The organism is Devosia soli, from assembly GCF_000970455.1.
Taxonomy (GTDB): Bacteria; Pseudomonadota; Alphaproteobacteria; order Rhizobiales; family Devosiaceae; genus Devosia; species Devosia soli.
The window spans coordinates 63,206-83,066 of the sequence record NZ_LAJG01000033.1 but is presented as its reverse complement, the minus strand read 5'-3'; the positions used below and the strand labels follow the sequence as shown (position 1 = coordinate 83,066).

Below are 19,861 nucleotides of genomic sequence, written 5' to 3'. Positions count from 1 at the left end.
GTTTGCCGTTCCGGTGGCGCGGATAGACCACAAAAAGACCGGACTGGTCAAGGGGTCAATCCGCAGCCTGTGAATTACTTGGCTCAGGCCGCCAGCAGCCGCTCCACTTCGCTCACGAGATCCTTCAAATGGAAGGGTTTTGAGAGCACCGAGGCATCCTTGGGCGCGTCGCTGTCGGGGTTGAGCGCCACGGCGGCAAAGCCAGTGATGAACATCACCTTAAGGTCCGGATCGAGTTCGGTTGCGCGGCGCGCCAGTTCGATTCCGTCCATTTCCGGCATCACGATATCGGAGAGCAGCAGCGCAAAGGGCTCCTCGCGCAGCCGCTCATAGGCGGAAAGACCATTGTCGAACGAAACCACGTCATAGCCGGCATTCTTGAGGGCCCGGGTGAGGAACTGCCGCATGTCGTTGTCGTCTTCGGCCAGCAGAATTCGCTTCATCAAAAACCTCGTGAGCGCCGTTTAGGCGTGAGTCGCATCAAATGCGATGTTTATTCCAGATTTCCGCGCACGCAACCGCCCGCCCGTGCCTGTGACGTGTTTTTGCAGGCGACTGGACAAGTTGGCTCGAGCGCGCGACACTTGGGTGACAGCAAATCACTCTAACCCGCTCCGTCTCGAGCGGGATCTGCGGAGGCAGCGTGCGATCCGACTATTGGGATCAACCGGCATTCGAAACCATCCGGCCGCGCCGCATGGTCGCGCCAATCGTGTTCAACTCTCCCCATTCGGGCCGCAATTATCCCGCGCGTTTTCTTGCCATGACCCGGCTCGATCATCTTTCGATCCGCCAGTCCGAAGACGCCTTTGTCGATGAACTCTTCGGGCGTGCGCCCCATCTTGGCGCGCCGATGCTGCGGGCCCATTTCCCCCGCGCCTATCTCGACGTCAATCGTGAGCCTTGGGAACTCGACCCGACCATGTTCGTCGAACCGCTTTCCGACCGGTTCAACACCACCTCCCCGCGCGTTGCCGCCGGTCTTGGCACGCTGGCCAAAGTGGTCGCGGAAAATAAGCCGATCTACCGCGACCGGCTGACCCTTGATGACGCGCGCATGCGCATCGAGGGCATCTATCATCCCTATCATGCGGCCCTGCAGAATCTGCTGAGCGAGGCCGCCACCGGTTTCGGCGTTGCGGTGCTGATCGATTGCCATTCCATGCCCCGGCTCGGGCGCAATGGCGAAAAGGCGACACCCGACATCGTCCTCGGCGATCGCTATGGCACGACCTGCGCCACCGGGCTCATCGATCTCGTCGAAACCGTCTTCACCGCCGCTGGTCTCCGCGTCGCCCGCAATCGCCCCTATGCCGGCGGCTTCTGCACCCGCTCCTATGGGCGGCCGCAGCATGGTGTTCATGCGCTGCAGATCGAGGTTAGCCGCCACCTTTACATGAACGAGACGACGCTCGAAAAAAACTCCGGTTTCGAGCCGATGCGGCAATTGATCGGCGGGCTGATCCACGCCCTTGTCGGGCTCGATCTCATTGCCCTAGCAGCCCCGCCGATGACCCTTGGCCGCGCCGCCGAATAATCCCGGAACGAAGAAGGGCCGCCCCGAAGGACGGCCCAGTCAAGGGAGGAACAATGCGCTTTGCCCTCGGGCAGAAAGATCCGCCGCCCCAAAAGCGCATCATGCCCTTCTGGCTTGAACCTGATCCTGCATCGTTGCAAGCCTTGGCCAGGTGTCCACAGCACTTGGCCAAGGCTTGTTGCAAAAATAAACCAGAAGGCTTTGCCCTTGCCGCCGGCGTCCTGCCTGCCTAAACCTCGCGCGTCCGCAGAGCGAGTTGAGCCATGGCCGAACCTGTCGATTTTTCACGCATCGAATCAACGCTGCTGGCCGCCGCCGATGCCGCCGCAGCCCACACACTGCCATTGTTCCGCACGGGCCTCAGCGTCGATAACAAGCTTGAAGCCGGTTTTGATCCGGTCACCGAGGCCGACAAGGGCGCCGAAAAAGTGATTGCCGCCATCATCACCGACGCTTTCCCCGATCATGCCATTATCGGAGAAGAGTGGGGCACGAGCGGGGAGAGCCGCTTCACCTGGATCATCGACCCGGTCGATGGCACCCGGGCCTTCATCTCCGGCGCCCCGGTCTGGGGCACCCTGATCGGCTTTGCGATAGACGGCGTCGCGCGCGCCGGCATCATGAGCCAGCCCTTCATCGGGGAAAGCTTTCTCGCTCGTCCCGGACAGTCGCGCTATCAGCGCGCCGGCCTCAGCCAGGCCAACCGGACGAGCGGGCTCACCGAACTTGCTTCAGCCCGCGTGTTCACGACCACCCCGAAACTCTTCGACACGCCCCAATTGGCCCGCAAGTGGGCCGCCATCGAATCGGCCACCCGGCTCCAGCGCTTCGGCATGGATTGCTACGGCTACGCCCTTCTTGCCGCCGGACATGCCGACCTCGTTATCGAGCCCTATCTCAATACCTATGATATCGCCGCCCTCGTGCCGATCATTCGCGAAGCAGGCGGCGCCATAGCCTGCTGGGATGGTTCCGAGCCAACCGGCGGCGGCAATGTCGTCGCCGCTGCCAGTCAGGCGCTGCTCGAAAAGGCGCTCGACCTCGTCAACAGGGCCTGAAAACTACTGATAGGCGATGGCTGTGACGAAGCGTGGCCGATAGGCGGCGCGCGCCGAAAAGGTGATCGAATTGATGCCGAAGCCGGCGACCATGGCCTCGTGTGGCACGAAGCTTTCCGTCAAAAGCACCGTGTCGCCATCAGCGATATGGGGGAACAGGTTCGCATCGAGCGGGGTCGTCGGCACATTGGTGCCGACGCTCTTTGACCAGCGTACTTGGAACTGGCCATTGACCATGGCGACGCTCGACACCCGCAAACCGCCATCGCTCGCACTCGGCACCGTATTGCGCAGCAAAACCAGCATGTCCCCAAGCTTGGTCGCATTGAGCGAGCCCTTTTCGCGCGCCAGCATGTCGCCGATGGTAAAGGTCGCTTTCTCGACGTTCTGCGCCGTGCGGAAGAGGTCGAAAGCGGTGATCGAGCCCATGAGAAGCGCCATCAGCACCGGCAGGAAGATCGCAAACTCCGTGGCCGAAGCTCCGCGCTGATCCTGGAAAAAAGCGATCATCCGAGCCATCACGCCGGCTCGTTGTTGAAGGCGGATTTGGAGATCAGCCGCACCGCGCCCGTTTCGTCCTTGGGGAGTGCAAGGCCAAGGCCAAGGCCGGGTGTCAGTGGCGATACGACCAGGCAGGCGCGCACGAACATGATGTCGGATCGCGCCCCGGCATTGAAACGCAGCGTCGGGGCGATCGGGCTGCTGCGGTTGACGCAGCGGGCATTGTCTGTCGGATAGCTTGCCGAACCGCTGGTGATCGGGATGAGCTCGAGCGTCAGCGACTGCGTGCAATCGAGCAGCACCACTGCCCGGTCGCATACCCTTTGGCGCATGGCTTCATGTGTCGGCGCGGCAAAGGTGCCGAGGCGCAGTTCGCGCACCGTCATGTCGACCGCCCGATCGAGCATGATCGACTGCAGCATGATCCAGCCGCCTTCGAAGATCGAAAAGATCACCGCAAAGAGCAGCGGCACGACCATGGCGAATTCGACGGCCGCGGCCCCGCGCGTGTCCCGTCCCAGCCGTTTTGCTGATCGCTTGGGCCAAAACCTCATTGGGTCAGCTTGAGGCTTTGGATATTGTTGGCGATCGACTGAAACGCCAGGGTAATCCCACTGCCCGTTACGTTATAAAAGTGGCTCGCGCTCGAGGCGCAGGTCGTCAGGTCGGCGTTGGTTGTGTAAAATCCGATCGTAAAGACAATCACGCCATTCTGCTTTGCCAGCTGGCAAACGCGCCGCAGCGATGTCGACGCTGCAGACTGCGACTGATAGTCGTAGTTGCTGCCCCCGCCTTCGGGACTTCTGGGATAGCTATATTTGGCAGCGACCGGCCGGCGCTGCGAGGTGATCCCGCCATCCGTCATCAGCACAAGAACTTTAAGCGTTTCGCCATCGGCGAACGCGGCGGGGCGATTGGCAAAGGGCATCGGCACCTGTCCCAAGGCCGCCATTCGGCCGATGAAGGGCCGGGCGGAAGGATCGAGCAGCAGATAACCCCAATTGGTGGCGACGCCCGAACCGGTACCATCGTGCAGCTTCATGCTGTCGATCTTGGCTTTCAGCGTCGTTGCATTGTTGGAAAGGTAGGTGATCGATGTCGCTTCATAAGGACAATAAGACCACTCCTTGCCGGCGGGATTGCTGGCATGGTTTTCGGTGAAATGCGGCACTTGCGCACGATGGTCGAAGGCCACCCAGCCGGTGCCGTAGTCCTTGTTGGCTGTGTGATCGAACTCGACGCAGGACGAGTAATTGTGCTGCCGCGTCGTCCCGAGGAGCCCGAACGCCACCGCCCCCGGGTTGACCGTGCCGGCATATGGAACAATGCTGATCGAGGTATACGGCGCCGTGTCCGGCGTAATCATCGCATCGATGAACTGCTTGGCTGCCGGACGCAGCAGGTTGATGCGCGATGGGCTGTTGTCCAGCATGGAGCCCGAAATATCGAGCATCAGCGAAATTTCGAGATTCTGCCGTCGCTCCTGCGCCGTAGCCGTCGCGACTATGGGCAGGGTTTCGATGCCGATCAGCGGCAGGAAACTCGTCGGCATGTCGTAGCGCCCGGTGATCGTCACCGAACGGTGATTGAGCGCGGCGCTATACTGATAGTCGAGGTCGACATCGTCGATGAAGCTGACGGTCTTGAGATATTCCGTCGCGGTCTGCTCGACGGTCCTGGCCTGGGTCAGCGATGCGGCCGCGAGCACGGCGCGGTCGACCCCGTCCTGTAATTGCACCCGATGCATTTCCTGGCGCGCGATGTCGGTTGCGCCACCCGCCAGCACCAGCATGGGGATGATCATGAATGCTGCAATGATCGCAACATTGCCATGCTCATCTTGCAGCAATCGCGCCAAGCGTTTCAACTAAGGCTCCCACGACCCTTCTGGGTCCGGAAAAATCCTTATGCCATCGTTGTTACGAAAGACTTAGCGGGTCTGGTGCGTGATGAAGGCGTCGAAGGCGGCGAGCACCTGGCCGCGCACCGCATCGGTCTCCATGAAGAGTTCGTGCTTGGCCCCGGCGATCACCATGTGCCGCCCATTGCGCAGGCGGAGCCCGAGCTGTTCGAGGGCCGGCGTCGATACGATCGTGTCGCGCGCCGCCGCCAGGACCAGCAGCGGAATCTGCAGCCGGCTTGCAAAATTCTCCCGGTTGGTCTCGGTCATCGCCTTCATAGCCGCAGCCAGCCAGCGAAAGCTGGGCGATCCAATATAAAGTCCGTCATCGGCGCGGATCGTATCGACCATGCGGGTATAGCGCAAAAGGTCGGACGTCAGCGGGCTCCTGGTAAAATGGGCTTCATCGGGCCGGCTATCGCCCTTGCGCTTGAGCGGCATCGCCCCCAGTCCCAAAAAACTCAACGCCTCGGCAAAGGCACCCCAGGCTCCGATGCTGTGCTCCATGCCTGCAAGGCTCACCATCGGAGCCGACAAAAACATGCGGTCGAACATCATCCGGTCGCGCGTTGCCGCATCGAGCGCCACCAGCCCACCCATCGAATGACCAACGAGATAAAACGGCGGCGGGCAATCGGGCAGCAAGATTTGGCCGTGAAAGGTCTTGAGGTCGGTCCAATAGTCCTCGAAGCGGTCGACATAACCGACATGGGGATGACCGATCAGCCGGTCCGATCCGCCCTGCCCGCGCCAGTCGAAGGTCGCGACGGCAAAGCCCCGCGCCTGGAAATCGGCGACGGTTTCGAAGTATTTTTCGATATATTCCGTGCGGCCCTGGACAAGGCACACCGTCCCGCGGTGCGGCCCTGCCGATTTGGGCCAGATGGCATAGCGCAGCTTCACTCGATCCGGGGTGGTGACATAGCCGAGCCGCACGCCCTCCGGCACCGGGTTGGACGGAACGATAGCGAGCTTGGGTCCAGTGGGTTCGACCGCTGCGGTCACGGGGGGCGCCTCCGAAGATTCTGCCGCACGATAAACGCGCGGAGTAAAGAAAAGCCAGCATTCCGGGCTGGAGGAATGCTGGCTCTCTTTTCCAGGCGGTCCCGTGCGGGGGGCGGATGACGGAACCGCATAGCGCAGACCATGACGATCTACCCTCCCCTTATGCCGCGCGCCGCCTGAACGACCCTGTACCGGTCCATTCATTTTCCGTTCATATTCAAAAAGTCGGAGCGTGAATTTCACCCCCTTGAACCCGAAAAACACGCACCTAAATATCACTCGTCCGCCGGATTTCCGGGGACACCGGCCCTGCCGAACTGCCGCTCGCCACATCTGGGAGCACGTGCAGGCACCGGCTCGAAACACACGTTGCTTTACGGAGAATGTGAACATGCAGACCTTCGACTTTTCCCCCTTCTATCGTTCCACCGTCGGCTTTGACCGTCTGTTCAACCGCCTCGATACCCTGGGCACCCAGGAAGCCAAGTCCTACCCGCCCTATAATATTGAGCGCACCGGCGAAGATGCCTATCGCATCTCCATCGCCGTAGCCGGGTTCTCCAATGGCGATATCGCCATCGAGACCAAGGAGAACAGCCTCGTCGTCAAGGGCGCCAAGCCCACAGAGAGCGCTGATACCAAGCGCGAATTCCTCCATCGCGGCATTGCCGAACGCGCCTTCGAGCTGCGTTTCCAGCTTGCCGATTATGTCGAGGTCCAGGGCGCGACGCTCGAAAACGGCCTGCTCCATCTCGAACTGAAGCGCGAACTGCCCGAAAGCAAGAAGCCGCGCACCATTCAGATCAATGGCAGCACCCCGACCATCGAAGATAAATCCGTGAACTAACGGGTCATTCTTCGGAATGAAGAAGGCGCGGTCCCCCTGGGGGCCGCGCTTTTTGTTTGTCAGCCCTGCTCTGGGCGCGAGGAACGAGTCCATCGTCTCAAAAGTTGAAGATGCAAGCGGCTCGCGCCGCAGCGAACCTCAACCAGCGTCAGGACACTTCCGATGAAAACACCCTCGATCACCCTTAAATCCAACGCCAAGGCCGCCGTCATCGACGTGCTCAACGCGCGCCTCGCCGACGCCATCGATCTTGCTCTGATCACCAAGCAGGCGCACTGGAACCTCAAGGGTCCCAACTTCATAGGCGTCCACGAGATGCTCGATCCCATGCGCGCCGCCATCGACAATCACGTCGACATCATCGCCGAACGCGTCGCCCAGCTCGATGGCATTGCGCTGGGCACCAGCCAGGTCGTCGCCAAAGCAACGAGCCTCGAAGCCTATCCTACCGATATCCGTAAGGTCGCCGATCACCTTGCCGCCCTCGCCGAGCGCTATGCCGCTCTCGCCAACCAGGTGCGTGAAGATATCGACACCACCGATGAAGCCGGGGATGCCGATACTGCCGACATCCTTACCAATTTCTCGCGCGAGCTCGACAAGGATCTTTGGTTCATCAAATCCCATCTCGAATAGGATTTAGGCTTCGTTAACCATAAAAAGCGCGCTCCCCTGCGCGCTTTTTGCATTTCCAGCGCACCTCTCCTACAATCTCCTATAGGAAAAATAGGAAAGTCCTATTTTTTATGGCGGGATTTGGGTGAAACCGCTTGTGCGCAGTTTTGAATTATGCAAATGTGAAGCTGTTAGGGCAGTGCTTCTGTCCTATCTGACGCGCGCCCCGCTCTCCGCGGCCAAGCGTGCACGCTGGTTCGGCTGGCCCGCTACAGGATAGCGGAAACGAATAGGCGGGGCTAATATCGAGCCCGAAGTTCGAGCGGCCATTTGGATGCAGCGCCGCTCCCCAAACAGGGTTGATTTGCCCGTTCGAGCCGTACAGCGTACGACCCGACCGAGCAATGTGCCCAAGAGGAACAAGACTGCATCCAGCGGGCCGGCACCGGCACCATCAGGATGCACACGACATAGCGAACCAAGCCTGGCACCAGGCGCGATCAGATAGCGAGGAACACGATATGGCACACGAGACGAACGGATATTCCCTTCCGGTCACCGCGAAAGCCAATGCTCGCAAAACCACGCTGATCGAAAACGGCCGCATCGTCACGGGCCGCCCCGAGGCCCAGGGTCTTTATGATCCGGCCAACGAATCCGACGCCTGCGGCATCGGCATGATCGCCAACATCAAGAACAAGCCCAGCCACGAAGTGGTCGAAAAAGGTCTCGAAATCCTCGAGAACCTCGAACACCGTGGCGCCGTGGGCGCCGACCCCCTGATGGGCGATGGCGCCGGCATTCTGGTGCAGACCCCGCACGCCTTCTTCAAGAAGGTCCTGCCCTTCGCCCTGCCGGAAAAGGGCCACTACGCCGTGGCCATGATCTTTTATCCCAACGTGGTCGCTTTGCGCGATCGCTGCGCCGCCGCCGTCCGCGCCTGCCTTGATGCAGAAGGCCTCGAATTGCTCGGCGAGCGCGTCGTCCCCGTCGACAATTCAAAGCTCTCCGAAGGCGTCATCGCAACCCAGCCCATCATCGAGCAGATGGTCATCGCCCGCCCCGATGGCATGACCGTGGACGAATTCGAGCGCAAGCTCCTCATCGTGCGCAAGGTCATTTCCAACACCGTTTATAAGACGGTGCCCGAAAGCGACAGCGACAACGGCTTCTATGTCGTCTCGATGTCCGCGCGCACGCTCGTCTACAAGGGCATGTTCCTCGCCTACCAGCTCGGCGCCTTCTATCCCGATCTGTCGGACCCGGACTTCGAGAGCGCCATCGCCCTCGTCCACCAGCGTTTCTCGACCAACACCTTCCCAAGCTGGAAGCTCGCGCATCCCTATCGCATGACCACCCACAATGGTGAAATCAACACCATCCGTGGCAACGTCAACTGGATGGCAGCGCGCCAGGCTTCCGTCTCCTCGCCGCTCTTTGGCGATGACATCACCAAGATCTGGCCGATCTCCTATGAAGGTCAGTCCGACACCGCGTGCTTCGACAACGCGCTCGAATTCCTCGTTCGCGGCGGCTATTCCCTGCCCCACGCGGCGATGATGCTGATCCCCGAAGCCTGGGCCGGCAATCCGCTGATGGATGAAACGCGCCGCGCTTTCTATGAATATCACGCAGCCCTCATGGAGCCATGGGACGGCCCTGCCGCCATGTCGCTCTCCGATGGCCGCTATGTCGTTGCGACCCTTGACCGCAACGGCCTCCGCCCCGCGCGCTACCTTGTCACGCGCGAAGGCCATGTCGTCCTCGCCTCGGAATCCGGCGTCCTCGATATCCCGGACGAAGACATCGTCGAGCGCTGGCGCCTCCAGCCCGGCCGCATGCTGCTGATCGACCTCGAAGAAGGCCGGATCATCTCCGACGACGAGATCAAGAAGACGCTCGCCACCAAGAATCCCTATGCCGAATGGTTGGCTCGTTCGCAGATCGTCCTTGAAGACCTGCCCGAAACCGAGCCCAAGGCTCCGACCACTTCGGAGTCCCTGCTCGATCGTATGCAGGCCTTTGGCTACACCCAGGAAGACATCAAGCTCCTGATGGCGCCCATGGCCACCACCGGTCAGGAAGCCGTCGGCTCGATGGGCACGGACACGCCGATCTCGGCGCTCTCGAACAAGTCGAAGCTCCTCTATACCTACTTCAAGCAGAACTTCGCGCAGGTGACCAACCCGCCCATCGATCCGATCCGCGAGGAATCGGTGATGAGCCTTGTCTCCTTCATCGGCCCGCGCCCGAACATTTTTGACCTCGAAGGCGTCAGTAAGCAAAAGCGCCTCGAAGTCCGCCAGCCCATTCTCACCAACGAGGATCTCGAAAAGATCCGCGGCATTGGTGATATGGAAGACAATCAGTTCAAGACGCGTACGCTGGACATCACCTACCATGTGTCCCAGGGCGCCGAAGGCATGGAGAAGGCCCTCGATGATCTCTGCGCCGTCGCCGAAGAAGCCGTCCGCGGCGAATACAACATCATCATCCTTTCGGACCGCCTCGTCGCCGCCGATCGCATCGCCATTCCGGCGCTGCTCGCGACCGCTGCCGTTCACCACCACCTGATCCGCAAGGGTCTGCGCACCTCGTCGGGTCTCGTCGTCGAAACCGGCGAAGCCCGCGAAATGCATCACTTCGCCATGCTCGCCGGCTATGGCGCTGAAGCAATCAACCCCTATCTCGCCTTCGAAGCGCTCGCCGCGCTTCATGCCGAAGGCGAATATCCGCCGGAAGTCTCGGCCGACGAAGTCGTCTACCGCTACATCAAGTCGGTCGGTAAGGGGCTTCTCAAGGTCATGTCCAAGATGGGCATTTCGACCTACCAGTCCTATTGCGGCGCCCAGATCTTTGACGCGGTCGGCCTCAACTCCGACTTTGTGAAGAAGTTCTTCTTCGGCACCGCCACCTCGATCGAAGGCGTCGGCCTTGCCGAAGTTTCGGAAGAAACCGTGCGCCGTCACGCCGAAGCTTTCGGCGACGACATCGTCCTCAAGAAGTCCCTCGATGTCGGCGGCGAATATGCCTATCGCATCCGCGGCGAAAAGCACGCCTGGAGCCCGGACGTCGTTGCCGATCTCCAGCACGCCGTCCGTACGTTCGAAGAGAGCCCGGAAACCGCGCAGGACCGCTACAACAGCTTTGCCGCCCGCGTGAACTCTGGCGAAAACGGCTATCTCGCCATTCGCCACCTCTTCGACATCAAGCCGCTCGGCCCCGAAGTGCCGCTCGAAGAAGTCGAAAGCGCCGCCGATATCGTCAAGCGCTTCGTCACCGGTGCCATGAGCTTCGGTTCGATCAGCCGCGAAGCGCACACGACGCTCGCCATCGCCATGAACCGGATCGGCGGCAAGTCCAACACCGGCGAAGGCGGCGAAGAGCCCGATCGCTATAAGCCCCTGCCCGATGGCTCGCAGAACCCCTTGCGCTCTGCCATCAAGCAGGTCGCCTCCGGCCGCTTTGGCGTCACCACCGAATATCTCGTCAATTCCGACCAGATCCAGATCAAGGTCGCGCAGGGTGCCAAGCCCGGCGAAGGCGGCCAGCTGCCTGGCCACAAGGTCGACTGGATCGTCGCCAAGACCCGTCATTCGACCCCGGGCGTGGGCCTCATCTCCCCGCCGCCGCACCACGACATCTACTCGATCGAAGATCTCGCCCAGCTCATTTACGATCTCAAGAACGTCAACGAAGAGGCCGATATCTCCGTCAAGCTTGTGTCCGAAATGGGCGTCGGCACGGTTGCGGCCGGCGTTGCCAAGGCACGTGCCGATCACATCACCATTTCCGGCTATGATGGCGGCACCGGCGCTTCGCCCCTGACCTCATTGAAGCACGCCGGCGGCCCATGGGAAATCGGCCTCGCCGAAACCCACCAGACCCTCGTCCTCAATCGCCTCCGTTCTCGCGTAAAGCTGCAGGTCGATGGTGGCCTCAAGACCGGCCGTGACGTCCTCATCGGTGCCCTCCTCGGCGCCGACGAATTCGGGTTCTCGACCGCTCCGCTGATCGCGGCCGGCTGCATCATGATGCGCAAGTGCCACCTCAACACCTGCCCGGTTGGCGTCGCCACCCAGGACCCGGTGCTGCGCAAGCGCTTCAAGGGCACGCCCGAGCACGTCATCAACTACTTCTTTTTCATCGCCGAAGAACTGCGTGGCCTGATGGCGCAGATGGGCGCGCGCACGCTCAACGAGCTGGTCGGCCGCTCCGACCTTCTCGATCAGCGCCGCGCCGAGGATCACTGGAAGAGCGAAGGCATCGATCTCGCAAAAGTCTTCTATAAGCCCGAACCGCTCGGCGGCGACACGCTCTACCATTCCGAACTGCAGAACCATCACTTGGAAGACGTGCTTGATCGCAAGCTCATCGAGCTCGCCAAGCCCGCTCTCGAAGACGGCACGCCCGTTCAGTTCGAGCTGCCGATCCGCTCGCGCGATCGTTCGGCCGGCGCCATGCTGTCCGGCGCTCTTGCCAAAAAGTATGGCCATGAAGGGCTCAACGAAGACACGATCTCGATCACCCTGCGCGGCACGGCTGGTCAAGCCTTTGGCGCCTTCCTCGCCAAGGGCATCTCGATCGACATGATCGGCGACGCCAATGACTATGTCGGCAAGGGTCTCTCCGGCGGCCGCATCGTCGTTCGCCCGTCCGACAAGGTCTCGTTCGACCCCAACAAGTCCATCATTGTCGGCAACACGGTGCTTTATGGCGCCATTGCCGGTGAAGCCTACTTCCGCGGCATTGCCGGCGAACGTTTCGCTGTCCGCAATTCCGGCGCCATCGCTGTTGTTGAAGGCACGGGCGATCATGGCTGCGAATATATGACTGGCGGCCTTGTTGTCGTCATCGGCCCCACCGGTCGCAACTTTGCAGCCGGCATGTCGGGCGGCGTCGCCTATGTCCTCGATGAGGACCAGACGTTCCGCAGCCGCTGCAACCTCGCCATGGTCGATCTCGAACCGGTGCAGGAAGAAGAAGAGCTGATGCGCAAGCTCCACCACCACGGTGGGGACCTCGAATGGCATGGCCGCGTCGACATCTCCGGCGACATGACCAAGCACGACGACGAGCGCCTCCATCAGCTCATCTCGAACCACCTCCACTATACCGGTTCGACCAAGGCCAAGATGATCCTCGACAACTGGGTCGAAATGCGCCCCAAGTTCGTCAAGGTCATGCCGGTCGAATATCGCCGCGCCATCCTCGAGATGGAAAAGAAGCGCGGCGCGACCCCGCATGTGGCGGCGGAGTGATGAGGATGCTGAAGAAACTGGCGACTGCAGCCTTGGTGCTGTCCGTTATGACTGTGCCAGCTTTTGCAGCCCCCGAGGCGGCGGTGGTCATCGACTACCGCCTTCCGGACGGCTCGCTCAAATCGCTCCTGTTCACGGCGCCCGATGGGTATAGCCTTGAACAATGCCGCGAAGGCTATCGCGACCAACTGCCCACCTTTCTCAATCAGGTGGAAGCGATGAACTTGCCCGAATTTGCCGGCGGCAAATTCGAGTCCGCAAGCTGCAAGCCTTATTCCGAAGATCTGTTGAAGTAAGGGGCAAAGCCATGGGTAAGGTAACAGGCTTTCTCGAAATCGACCGCGAAGAACCGCGCTACGAGCCGGCTTCCGACCGCATTCGTCACTTCGGCGAATTCACCATTCCCCTGAGCGAAGGGCGCGTCACCGATCAGGCCGCGCGCTGCATGGATTGCGGCATTCCCTTCTGCCACGGCGATACCGGCTGCCCGGTCCATAACCAGATCCCGGACTGGAATGACCTCGTCTACAACGGCGATTGGGAAGAAGCCGCGCGCAATCTCCACTCGACCAACAATTTCCCCGAGTTCACCGGCCGCATCTGCCCCGCGCCCTGCGAGGAAGCCTGCACGCTCAACCTCGAAGACGCGCCGGTCGCGATCAAGACCGTCGAACAGGCCATCGCCGACAAGGCGATCCGTTCGGGTTGGGTCAAGCCGCAGATCGCCGCTGAAAAGACTGGCAAGAAGGTCGCCGTCGTCGGTTCCGGCCCTGCCGGTCTTGCCGCCGCCCAGCAGCTCGCCCGTGCCGGACACGACGTTCATCTCTTTGAACGCGAACCCCGCGCCGGTGGTCTCCTCCGCTACGGCATCCCCGATTTCAAGATGGAAAAGGACCACATCGACTTCCGCGTTACCCAGATGGAAGCCGAAGGTGTGACGTTCCACTTCAATGCCAATGTCGGCGTTAACGTAATGCTATCGGAACTGCAGCAGGACCATGACGCCGTCCTCCTCTGCGGTGGTGCCGAACGCCCCCGTCCGGTCGATGTCGAAGGCCAGCAATTCAACGGCGTTCACTACGCCATGCCCTTCCTTGTCCAGCAAAATCGCCGCGTCGGCGGCGAGGATGTCAGCCATGAAGTCCAGCTCTCTGCCGCCGGCAAGCATGTCGTCGTCGTCGGTGGCGGCGATACGGCAAGTGATTGTGTTGGCACGTCTTTCCGCCAAGGCGCCATCGCCGTCACCCAGCTCGACGTCCGCCCGATGCCGCCGGAACTCGAGAACAAATTGACCAACTGGCCCAACTGGGCGGTCAAGATGCGCACCTCGTCCTCGCAAGCCGAAGGCGCCATCCGCGAGTTTTCCGCTGGCACCATGAAGATCCTCGGCAATGCCAAGGGTCAGGTCACCGGCGTCGAATGTGCCCGCGTCGATCGCAAGCGCCAGCCGATCCCCGGTTCGGAATTCATCATCAAGGCCGACCTGGTTTTGCTGGCCATCGGCTTTGCCGGCCCGGTGCACGAGGGCATGCTGACCGAACTCGGCGCTGATTATGACAAGCGCGGCAATCTCTTCGCCGATACAATGACTTACCGCACGTCCAAGCCCAAGGTTTATGCCGCCGGTGACATGCGTCGCGGCCAGTCGCTCGTCGTCTGGGCCATCCGCGAAGGCCGCCAGGCTGCCCGGTCGATCGACTTCGATCTCATGGGCAAGACGGCCCTCCCGAAGTAATTTTTGAAAACTTATCCCCGCCCGGATTGGGCGGGGTTATCTTACTCGACGAAAATGCCCGCTTCGATCGTTGCATCCATGAATGCGAGATAGGCCGGCTCAGGATTGGCGCCTTCCATCGCGGCAAGGCAAAGATCGCTCGCGATCTTGTGCTTGTCGCCGCGTTCGGCGGGCCAATCGAGCAGCAGGATATTGCGGGCCTGCGCCGGCGCAACGACGACGAGTGGTTCGCCATTGAGCGTGATGGTCAGCGGCCGTTCCCAGGTGTGAAGAGTGTCGAGCATAAAACTTCCTCGTTCTGCCCATCGCCAACGGCATGCGCTCGCCTCCGTTCCGCCCCTGCCCCAATGTGATCGCAGGTGAATCCAAACCGCAGGGTGGCAGCGTAATCCAAGGTCGGGTAAGGAAAGGCACCTTCCCCGGATAGCCGTCATGACCCAAAAGCCTTACGTCGTCGATGAACTAATCTCCGCCAAATCCATTGCCGCGCGCGTAGAGGCCTTGGCCAAGGAAATTTCGACCCACTTCGACGACACGGACAAGCTTGTGGTCGTCGGACTTCTGCGCGGCTCATTCATCTTCATCGCCGATCTGGTGCGTGAACTCGACCTGCCGGTCGAAGTCGATTTCATCGAGGCCTCGTCCTATGGCAATGCCATGGAATCGAGCCGGGAAGTTCGCATTCTCAAGGACTTGCGCGGTGAAATCGCCAATCGAGACGTGCTTGTCGTCGAAGACATCATCGACACCGGCCACACCCTCAAGCACGTCCTCGAAATCCTCGAAACCCGCCATCCCCGCCGCATGGAAGTCTGCGCCCTGCTCAGCAAGCCGAGCCGCCGCGAAACCGAAATCAACGCCAAATGGATCGGCTTTGAGATTCCGGATCGCTTTGTCGTCGGCTACGGCATTGACTATGCGCAGCGCAACCGCAACCTCCCCCACATCGGTGCCGTCCGCTTCACGGAAGAAAATTCCTGAGAGCTTGGATTAAAAATCGATCCCCGGTGTTCGTCTCAATGCGGGCCGCATCTGGCGCCCGCTTTGAGGAGATACATCATGATCCTGCGCACCCTTCTCGCCAGTGCCGCTGCATTGGCCATTTTTGCCGCCCCGTCCTTTGCCACCGACTATCTCGGCGGCGCCGTTAAATCCACCGACATCGGCGGCAAGATGGTGCTGACCGACACCAATGGCATGACGCTCTATATCTTTGACAAGGACACGGCCGGCGTCAGCAACTGCTACGACACCTGCGCCGAAAAATGGCCCCCGCTCTTCGCAGACGCATCGGCCAAAGCTGAGGGCGATTTCACCATCGTCGACCGCACCGACGGGACGAAAATGTGGGCATATAAATCTATGCCCCTTTACTACTGGTATGAAGATACCGCAGCTGGAGAAACCAAGGGTGACGGCGTCGGCGGCGTCTGGCATCTTGCCATTGAATAATCCCGAGGCCGATTTTGGCTGACATCCTGCACGAGATCGAGGACGCGGTTCCCGCGCTGCGCCGCTATGCGCGAGCGCTGACGCGCGACGTCGATCGCGCCGACGATCTTGTGCAGGATTGTCTCGAACGCGCCATTTCCCGGCGCCGGCTGTTCCGGCCAACCGGGCAGGTGCGCCCGTGGCTTTTCACCATTCTCGTCAATCTCTACCGCAATAGTCTCCGCGGCCAGCGCCGCAGCGGAGACACGATTGATCTCTCAAGCATCCCCGAGCCTGCGGTTCCGCCTGCCCAGCCCGGCCATCTCGCGCTCGCTGAACTCGCCCGCGCCATCGACACCCTGCCGCCCGAGCAAAAGGAGGCCCTGCTTCTGGTTACCCTCGAAGGCCTTGCTTATAAGGAGGCCGCCGACATTCTCGCCATTCCCCTCGGCACGCTGATGAGCCGCCTCGGCCGCGCCCGCGCGACGCTGAAAACCCTGACCGGCGCTCCCGCCGAGCCCCATCTGAGGACCGTCAAATGAGCGGCATCACCCGCGACACGCTCATGGCCTTTGTCGATGGTCATCTTGATCCCACCGGCCGTACGGAAGTGGAAGCGTTCCTCGCTGCCAATCCCGAAGTGGCGGCGGAAGTCGCCCTGCTGCAACGGCAAAACGACGCCATCCGCACCCTTTATGCCCCGGCCGGAGCCGAGCCTATACCGGTCCGTTTGTCGGTCGATCGCATCGCCCATTCTGGTCGCCGCCGCAACAACCGGTTTTTGACACAGGCTGCTGCCGCCGTCGTGCTGGTCGGCGTCGGCCTTGCCGGAGGCTGGCTCCTCCGCGGCAATGCCGATACGCCCGGCATTGCCGACCGGCTGATCGCCGATGCGGTCAGCGCCCATACGGTCTATGTCCTTGAAAAAAGACACGCCGTGGAAGTCGGCGGCGACGAAGAGGAACACCTTTCCTCCTGGCTTTCCAATCGCCTGCAGACCAATCTCGCCATGCCCGATCTCACGGCTTCGGGGCTGACATTCTTGGGCGGCCGCCTGCTGCCTGCGCCAGATGTGCCGGGCGGCAAGGCAGCGCAGCTCATGTATGAAGACGCCAATGGCGAGCGCCTGACCCTTTACATCACTCCGCGCCCCGGCATCGACGCGCCCCGCACCGAGCTCGCCAGTCTTGGTGCGGACACCGCCCTGTTCTGGTCCGACGACATGCTGACCTGCACGATCACCGCCCCCTACTCAGCCGACAAACTCGAGGCCATCGCATCCGCCGTTTTTGCGCAGCTCAATCCGTCGGGCGACGGCTACGAAATCTGAAAGGCCGGGTTGCCCCGGCCTTTCAAAACCTCATGCTGCGGCGGCAGCCGCCTTGCGCAAGCGTCGCCGCTCCTCGCGGCGCTGCATTTCGACCCGCGGATCGGGCACCGGCACCGAGGCAATGAGGCGCTTGGTATAGTCGTGGTGCGGATCCATCGTCACCTGCTCGGCTTCGCCAATCTCCACCACTTCTCCGAAATAGAGCACCATGATCCGCTGCGCGATGTGCCGGACGACGGCGATATCGTGCGAAATGAACAAGAGCGAAATGCCGAGTTCCTTTTGCAGGTCCATCAATAGGTTGACCACCTGCGCGCGGATCGAAACGTCGAGCGCCGACACCGCCTCGTCGCAGATGATCAGCTTGGGATTGGTGATCAGCGCCCGTGCAATGCCGATACGCTGGCACTGCCCGCCGGAAAACTCGTGCGGATAGCGATTGATCATGCCGGGCAGGAGGCCGACCTTCTGCATCATCTCGGCAACACGCAACGCGCGCTCCTCGCGCCCGATATGCGGCATGTGGATCTTGAGCGGTTCGGCAATGATGTCGCCGGCCGTCATGCGCGGATTGAGCGAGGCCAGCGGATCCTGAAAGATCATCTGGATATCCTTGCGCAGGCCGAGCAATTCAGTGTTGTTCATCTGCTGGATATCACGCCCGAACCACACCGCTTGCCCCGAGCTCGCCGGAAGGAGGCGAATGATCGCCCGCGACAGCGTGGATTTGCCACAGCCACTTTCGCCCACAATGCCGAGCGTTTCGCCCTGGTAGAGGTCGAACGAGACATTCTTGACCGCCCGCAGGATTTTCTTGCCGCCCAGGAGACCGCCCGAGCCGATGGTGAATTCAACCGAAAGTTCACGAACCTTCAGGATGGGCTCTTTTTCGTTTCCGCTCATGCGTCACCTTTTGCGGCCATGAATTCATAGGAGACGGTCGAAAGACGATCGACCTTGCGATCGAGCCGCGGCACGGCCGCAAGCAGCCCTTGGGTATAGGGGTGTTCTGGATTATCGAAGATGTCTTCGGTTTTGCGATATTCCATCACCCGGCCGTCGAACATCACGAGCGTATCTTCGCACGTCCCGGCCACGATGCCGAGATCGTGCGTAATCAGGATGATGGACGTACCAAAATCCTCCTGCAGGTCGACCAGAAGGTCGATGATTTCTGCCTGTACCGTAACGTCGAGCGCCGTTGTCGGCTCGTCGGCAATCAGCAGCTCCGGGCTGCACAACAGCGCCATGGCGATCATGACGCGCTGCCGCATACCGCCCGAAAACTCGTGCGGATACATATGGACCCGGTTTTTCGCGTCCGAAATCCGGACCGCGTCGAGCATGCGCACGCTTTCGGCAAGCGCTGCCGAATGGCTCATGCCGCGATGCAGTTCCAGCACCTCCGTCATCTGGCGCGAGATACGCAGATAGGGATTGAGCGAGGTCATCGGATCCTGGAAGATGATGCCGATACGCTCGGCGCGGTAGGCATTCATCTGCTTGCGCGGCAGGTTGAGGATATCCCGCCCGTCGAAAACGGCCGATCCCGTGGCCCGCCCGTTCTTGGGCAGCAGCCCGAGAAGGGCAAAGGCACCCTGGGTCTTACCCGAGCCGCTTTCCCCCACGATGGCAAGGGTTTTGCCCTTTTCGAGCGTATAGGACAGATCCTTGACCGCATGGACGGGACCGTCATCGGTCAGGAAGTCGACTTTGAGATTCTTGACTTCTAGCAATGCCATTTTGGTCTCCTTACCGATCCTTCGGGTCGAGCGCATCGCGCAGACCGTCGCCGATATAGGTGAGGCAGAGAAGCAGCGTGACGAGCACGGCTGCCGGCCCAAGAAGCATCCAGGGCAGGACTTCAGCCACCGGCGCACCGGCGGAAATCAGCGTACCGAGCGAGGTCTGTGGCTCCTGCACGCCAAGGCCGAGATAGGACAGGAAGCTTTCTGCGATAATGATCTCGGGAATGGTCAGCGTCGCGTAGATGACGACCGGGCCGGTCAGGTTGGGCACGATGTGCCGCATGATGATGGTGAATGGCTTTGCCCCGCTCGCGCGAGCTGCCTCGATGAATTCCTTCTCCTTGATCGAAAGGGTCTGTCCACGCACGATGCGCGCCATGGTCAACCATTCGATGGCGCCGATGCCGACGAACAGCAGCACCGGATTGCGCCCGAACATCACAACGAGAATGATGACGAAAAGGATATAGGGCAGCGCATACATCACGTCGACGAAGCGCATCATCAGAGAGTCGACGCGTCCACCGAAATAGCCCGATACCGCGCCATAGATGACCCCGATGGAGACCGAAACCACGGTCGCCACAGCGGCCACGATAAGGCTCATCTGCGTACCCTGCAGCACGCGGGCGAGCATGTCGCGCCCGTTCTGGTCGGTGCCGAGATAATGCCCCTTGGCAAAATCGGGTGGCTTGCGGATCGAGGTCCAGTCGACCTCCGAATAACCCCACGGCACGAAGAACGGGCCGATGAAGGCAACGAGAATGATGAGAATGACAAGACCGATCGAAACGACCGCCGCCTTGTTTTTCGAAAGCCGCCGCAATGCGTCCTGCGTCAGCGAGCGCCCCTTGGGCGCGTCGAGCGCTGCGAGCTTGTTGGCATAGTCCATC

General features: G+C 61.1%; 21 protein-coding genes. 12 read left to right on the top strand and 9 right to left on the bottom strand.

Annotated elements, in window-relative coordinates; all coding sequences use genetic code 11:
* Positions 1–83: 83 nt before the first annotated feature.
* Positions 84–443 carry a cell cycle two-component system response regulator CpdR gene (cpdR, locus tag VW35_RS15735; RefSeq protein ID WP_046144036.1) on the bottom strand — a complete coding sequence of 120 codons (360 nt, stop codon included), beginning with the start codon at positions 441–443 and terminating at the stop codon, positions 84–86.
* A gap of 200 nt (positions 444–643) precedes the next feature.
* On the opposite strand from cpdR, the gene VW35_RS15730 reads away from it, so the two are divergent.
* Genes VW35_RS15730 through VW35_RS15725 form a run of 3 tightly spaced genes read left to right on the top strand, consistent with a single transcriptional unit; the run spans position 644 to position 2,595 of the window.
* On the top strand, positions 644–1,537 hold the full coding sequence (locus VW35_RS15730; protein WP_244465918.1) for an N-formylglutamate amidohydrolase: 894 nt from the start codon (positions 644–646) through the stop codon (positions 1,535–1,537).
* Positions 1,538–1,590: 53 nt separating this feature from the next.
* Entirely contained in the window at positions 1,591–1,770 is a 180-nt protein-coding gene (locus VW35_RS21635) for a hypothetical protein (protein WP_161796928.1), read from the top strand.
* Positions 1,771–1,800: 30 nt separating this feature from the next.
* Positions 1,801–2,595 (top strand): inositol monophosphatase family protein, encoded by a 795-nt coding sequence (locus VW35_RS15725; protein WP_046144034.1) that lies wholly within the window; start codon positions 1,801–1,803, stop codon positions 2,593–2,595.
* A gap of 3 nt (positions 2,596–2,598) precedes the next feature.
* On the opposite strand, the gene VW35_RS21630 is transcribed toward VW35_RS15725, so the two are convergent.
* The 4 genes from VW35_RS21630 to VW35_RS15705 form a co-directional block, all read right to left on the bottom strand.
* A complete protein-coding gene (locus VW35_RS21630) occupies positions 2,599–3,114 on the bottom strand; it encodes a TadE/TadG family type IV pilus assembly protein (RefSeq protein ID WP_046144033.1) in 516 nt (171 codons plus the stop codon).
* Positions 3,114–3,650, bottom strand: coding sequence for a TadE/TadG family type IV pilus assembly protein (locus tag VW35_RS15715; RefSeq protein ID WP_046144032.1), 537 nt, complete (start codon positions 3,648–3,650; stop codon positions 3,114–3,116). Before VW35_RS15715 ends, VW35_RS21630 begins: the two co-directional genes overlap by 1 nt.
* Positions 3,647–4,963, bottom strand: coding sequence for a TadE/TadG family type IV pilus assembly protein (locus VW35_RS15710; RefSeq protein WP_046144031.1), 1,317 nt, complete (start codon positions 4,961–4,963; stop codon positions 3,647–3,649). Before VW35_RS15710 ends, VW35_RS15715 begins: the two co-directional genes overlap by 4 nt.
* Positions 4,964–5,026: 63 nt before the next feature.
* Positions 5,027–6,001, bottom strand: a complete 975-nt coding sequence (locus VW35_RS15705) for an alpha/beta fold hydrolase (RefSeq protein ID WP_052951788.1) — start codon at positions 5,999–6,001, stop codon at positions 5,027–5,029.
* Positions 6,002–6,392: 391 nt separating this feature from the next.
* Between VW35_RS15705 and VW35_RS15700 the strand changes: the two genes are divergently transcribed.
* The 5 genes from VW35_RS15700 to VW35_RS15680 all read left to right on the top strand — a co-directional run bounded on the left by VW35_RS15700 (position 6,393) and on the right by VW35_RS15680 (position 14,459).
* The gene (locus VW35_RS15700; RefSeq protein WP_046144030.1) at positions 6,393–6,848 is read left to right on the top strand and encodes an Hsp20 family protein; all 456 of its coding nucleotides are present in this window, start codon (positions 6,393–6,395) and stop codon (positions 6,846–6,848) included.
* Between the two features lie 162 nt (positions 6,849–7,010).
* Positions 7,011–7,484, top strand: coding sequence for a DNA starvation/stationary phase protection protein Dps (gene dps, locus VW35_RS15695; protein ID WP_046144029.1), 474 nt, complete (start codon positions 7,011–7,013; stop codon positions 7,482–7,484).
* A 500-nt stretch (positions 7,485–7,984) separates the two neighbouring features.
* Entirely contained in the window at positions 7,985–12,724 is a 4,740-nt protein-coding gene (gene gltB / locus VW35_RS15690) for a glutamate synthase large subunit (protein ID WP_083982892.1), read from the top strand.
* Between the two features lie 5 nt (positions 12,725–12,729).
* Positions 12,730–13,020, top strand: coding sequence for a hypothetical protein (locus tag VW35_RS15685; RefSeq protein WP_152662623.1), 291 nt, complete (start codon positions 12,730–12,732; stop codon positions 13,018–13,020).
* A gap of 11 nt (positions 13,021–13,031) precedes the next feature.
* Entirely contained in the window at positions 13,032–14,459 is a 1,428-nt protein-coding gene (locus VW35_RS15680) for a glutamate synthase subunit beta (protein ID WP_046144027.1), read from the top strand.
* Positions 14,460–14,500: 41 nt separating this feature from the next.
* Here VW35_RS15680 and VW35_RS21625 read toward each other — a convergent pair whose 3' ends face one another.
* Positions 14,501–14,743 (bottom strand): DUF982 domain-containing protein, encoded by a 243-nt coding sequence (locus VW35_RS21625; RefSeq protein ID WP_046144026.1) that lies wholly within the window; start codon positions 14,741–14,743, stop codon positions 14,501–14,503.
* Positions 14,744–14,891: 148 nt separating this feature from the next.
* Between VW35_RS21625 and hpt the strand changes: the two genes are divergently transcribed.
* From hpt to VW35_RS15655, 4 genes are all read left to right on the top strand, one after another.
* Positions 14,892–15,440 carry a hypoxanthine phosphoribosyltransferase gene (hpt, locus tag VW35_RS15670; protein ID WP_046144025.1) on the top strand — a complete coding sequence of 183 codons (549 nt, stop codon included), beginning with the start codon at positions 14,892–14,894 and terminating at the stop codon, positions 15,438–15,440.
* Positions 15,441–15,518: 78 nt separating this feature from the next.
* Positions 15,519–15,911 carry a COG4315 family predicted lipoprotein gene (locus tag VW35_RS15665; protein ID WP_152662622.1) on the top strand — a complete coding sequence of 131 codons (393 nt, stop codon included), beginning with the start codon at positions 15,519–15,521 and terminating at the stop codon, positions 15,909–15,911.
* Between the two features lie 14 nt (positions 15,912–15,925).
* A complete protein-coding gene (locus tag VW35_RS15660; protein ID WP_046144024.1) occupies positions 15,926–16,432 on the top strand; it encodes a sigma-70 family RNA polymerase sigma factor in 507 nt (168 codons plus the stop codon).
* Positions 16,429–17,220: an anti-sigma factor family protein gene (locus tag VW35_RS15655; RefSeq protein WP_046144023.1), complete on the top strand. Its 792-nt coding sequence runs from the start codon at positions 16,429–16,431 to the stop codon at positions 17,218–17,220. The genes VW35_RS15660 and VW35_RS15655 overlap by 4 nt, the downstream gene beginning before the upstream one ends.
* A 30-nt stretch (positions 17,221–17,250) precedes the next feature.
* On the opposite strand, the gene VW35_RS15650 is transcribed toward VW35_RS15655, so the two are convergent.
* The 3 genes from VW35_RS15650 to VW35_RS15640 are packed head-to-tail and all read right to left on the bottom strand — an operon-like array spanning position 17,251 to position 19,860.
* The gene (locus tag VW35_RS15650) at positions 17,251–18,123 is read right to left on the bottom strand and encodes an ATP-binding cassette domain-containing protein (RefSeq protein WP_052951787.1); all 873 of its coding nucleotides are present in this window, start codon (positions 18,121–18,123) and stop codon (positions 17,251–17,253) included.
* On the bottom strand, positions 18,120–18,962 hold the full coding sequence (locus VW35_RS15645) for an ATP-binding cassette domain-containing protein (protein WP_052951786.1): 843 nt from the start codon (positions 18,960–18,962) through the stop codon (positions 18,120–18,122). The genes VW35_RS15650 and VW35_RS15645 overlap by 4 nt, the downstream gene beginning before the upstream one ends.
* A gap of 10 nt (positions 18,963–18,972) precedes the next feature.
* Positions 18,973–19,860, bottom strand: a complete 888-nt coding sequence (locus VW35_RS15640; protein WP_046144059.1) for an ABC transporter permease — start codon at positions 19,858–19,860, stop codon at positions 18,973–18,975.
* Between the last annotated feature and the right edge of the window lies 1 nt (position 19,861).

What these genes read in the sequence shown, in the direction of transcription:
- dps (WP_046144029.1), top strand. Translation starts at nt 7,011, where the DNA reads ATGAAAACACCCTCGATCACCCTTAAATCCAACGCCAAGGCCGCCGTC.
- gltB (WP_083982892.1), top strand. Translation starts at nt 7,985, where the DNA reads ATGGCACACGAGACGAACGGATATTCCCTTCCGGTCACCGCGAAAGCC.
- VW35_RS21630 (WP_046144033.1), bottom strand. Translation starts at nt 3,114, where the DNA reads ATGGCTCGGATGATCGCTTTTTTCCAGGATCAGCGCGGAGCTTCGGCC.
- VW35_RS15715 (WP_046144032.1), bottom strand. Translation starts at nt 3,650, where the DNA reads ATGAGGTTTTGGCCCAAGCGATCAGCAAAACGGCTGGGACGGGACACG.
- cpdR (WP_046144036.1), bottom strand. Translation starts at nt 443, where the DNA reads ATGAAGCGAATTCTGCTGGCCGAAGACGACAACGACATGCGGCAGTTC.
- VW35_RS15655 (WP_046144023.1), top strand. Translation starts at nt 16,429, where the DNA reads ATGAGCGGCATCACCCGCGACACGCTCATGGCCTTTGTCGATGGTCAT.
- VW35_RS15650 (WP_052951787.1), bottom strand. Translation starts at nt 18,123, where the DNA reads ATGAGCGGAAACGAAAAAGAGCCCATCCTGAAGGTTCGTGAACTTTCG.
- VW35_RS15640 (WP_046144059.1), bottom strand. Translation starts at nt 19,860, where the DNA reads ATGGACTATGCCAACAAGCTCGCAGCGCTCGACGCGCCCAAGGGGCGC.
- VW35_RS15725 (WP_046144034.1), top strand. Translation starts at nt 1,801, where the DNA reads ATGGCCGAACCTGTCGATTTTTCACGCATCGAATCAACGCTGCTGGCC.
- VW35_RS21625 (WP_046144026.1), bottom strand. Translation starts at nt 14,743, where the DNA reads ATGCTCGACACTCTTCACACCTGGGAACGGCCGCTGACCATCACGCTC.
- VW35_RS15680 (WP_046144027.1), top strand. Translation starts at nt 13,032, where the DNA reads ATGGGTAAGGTAACAGGCTTTCTCGAAATCGACCGCGAAGAACCGCGC.
- VW35_RS15665 (WP_152662622.1), top strand. Translation starts at nt 15,519, where the DNA reads ATGATCCTGCGCACCCTTCTCGCCAGTGCCGCTGCATTGGCCATTTTT.
- hpt (WP_046144025.1), top strand. Translation starts at nt 14,892, where the DNA reads ATGACCCAAAAGCCTTACGTCGTCGATGAACTAATCTCCGCCAAATCC.
- VW35_RS21635 (WP_161796928.1), top strand. Translation starts at nt 1,591, where the DNA reads ATGCGCTTTGCCCTCGGGCAGAAAGATCCGCCGCCCCAAAAGCGCATC.
- VW35_RS15685 (WP_152662623.1), top strand. Translation starts at nt 12,730, where the DNA reads ATGCTGAAGAAACTGGCGACTGCAGCCTTGGTGCTGTCCGTTATGACT.
- VW35_RS15700 (WP_046144030.1), top strand. Translation starts at nt 6,393, where the DNA reads ATGCAGACCTTCGACTTTTCCCCCTTCTATCGTTCCACCGTCGGCTTT.
- VW35_RS15645 (WP_052951786.1), bottom strand. Translation starts at nt 18,962, where the DNA reads ATGGCATTGCTAGAAGTCAAGAATCTCAAAGTCGACTTCCTGACCGAT.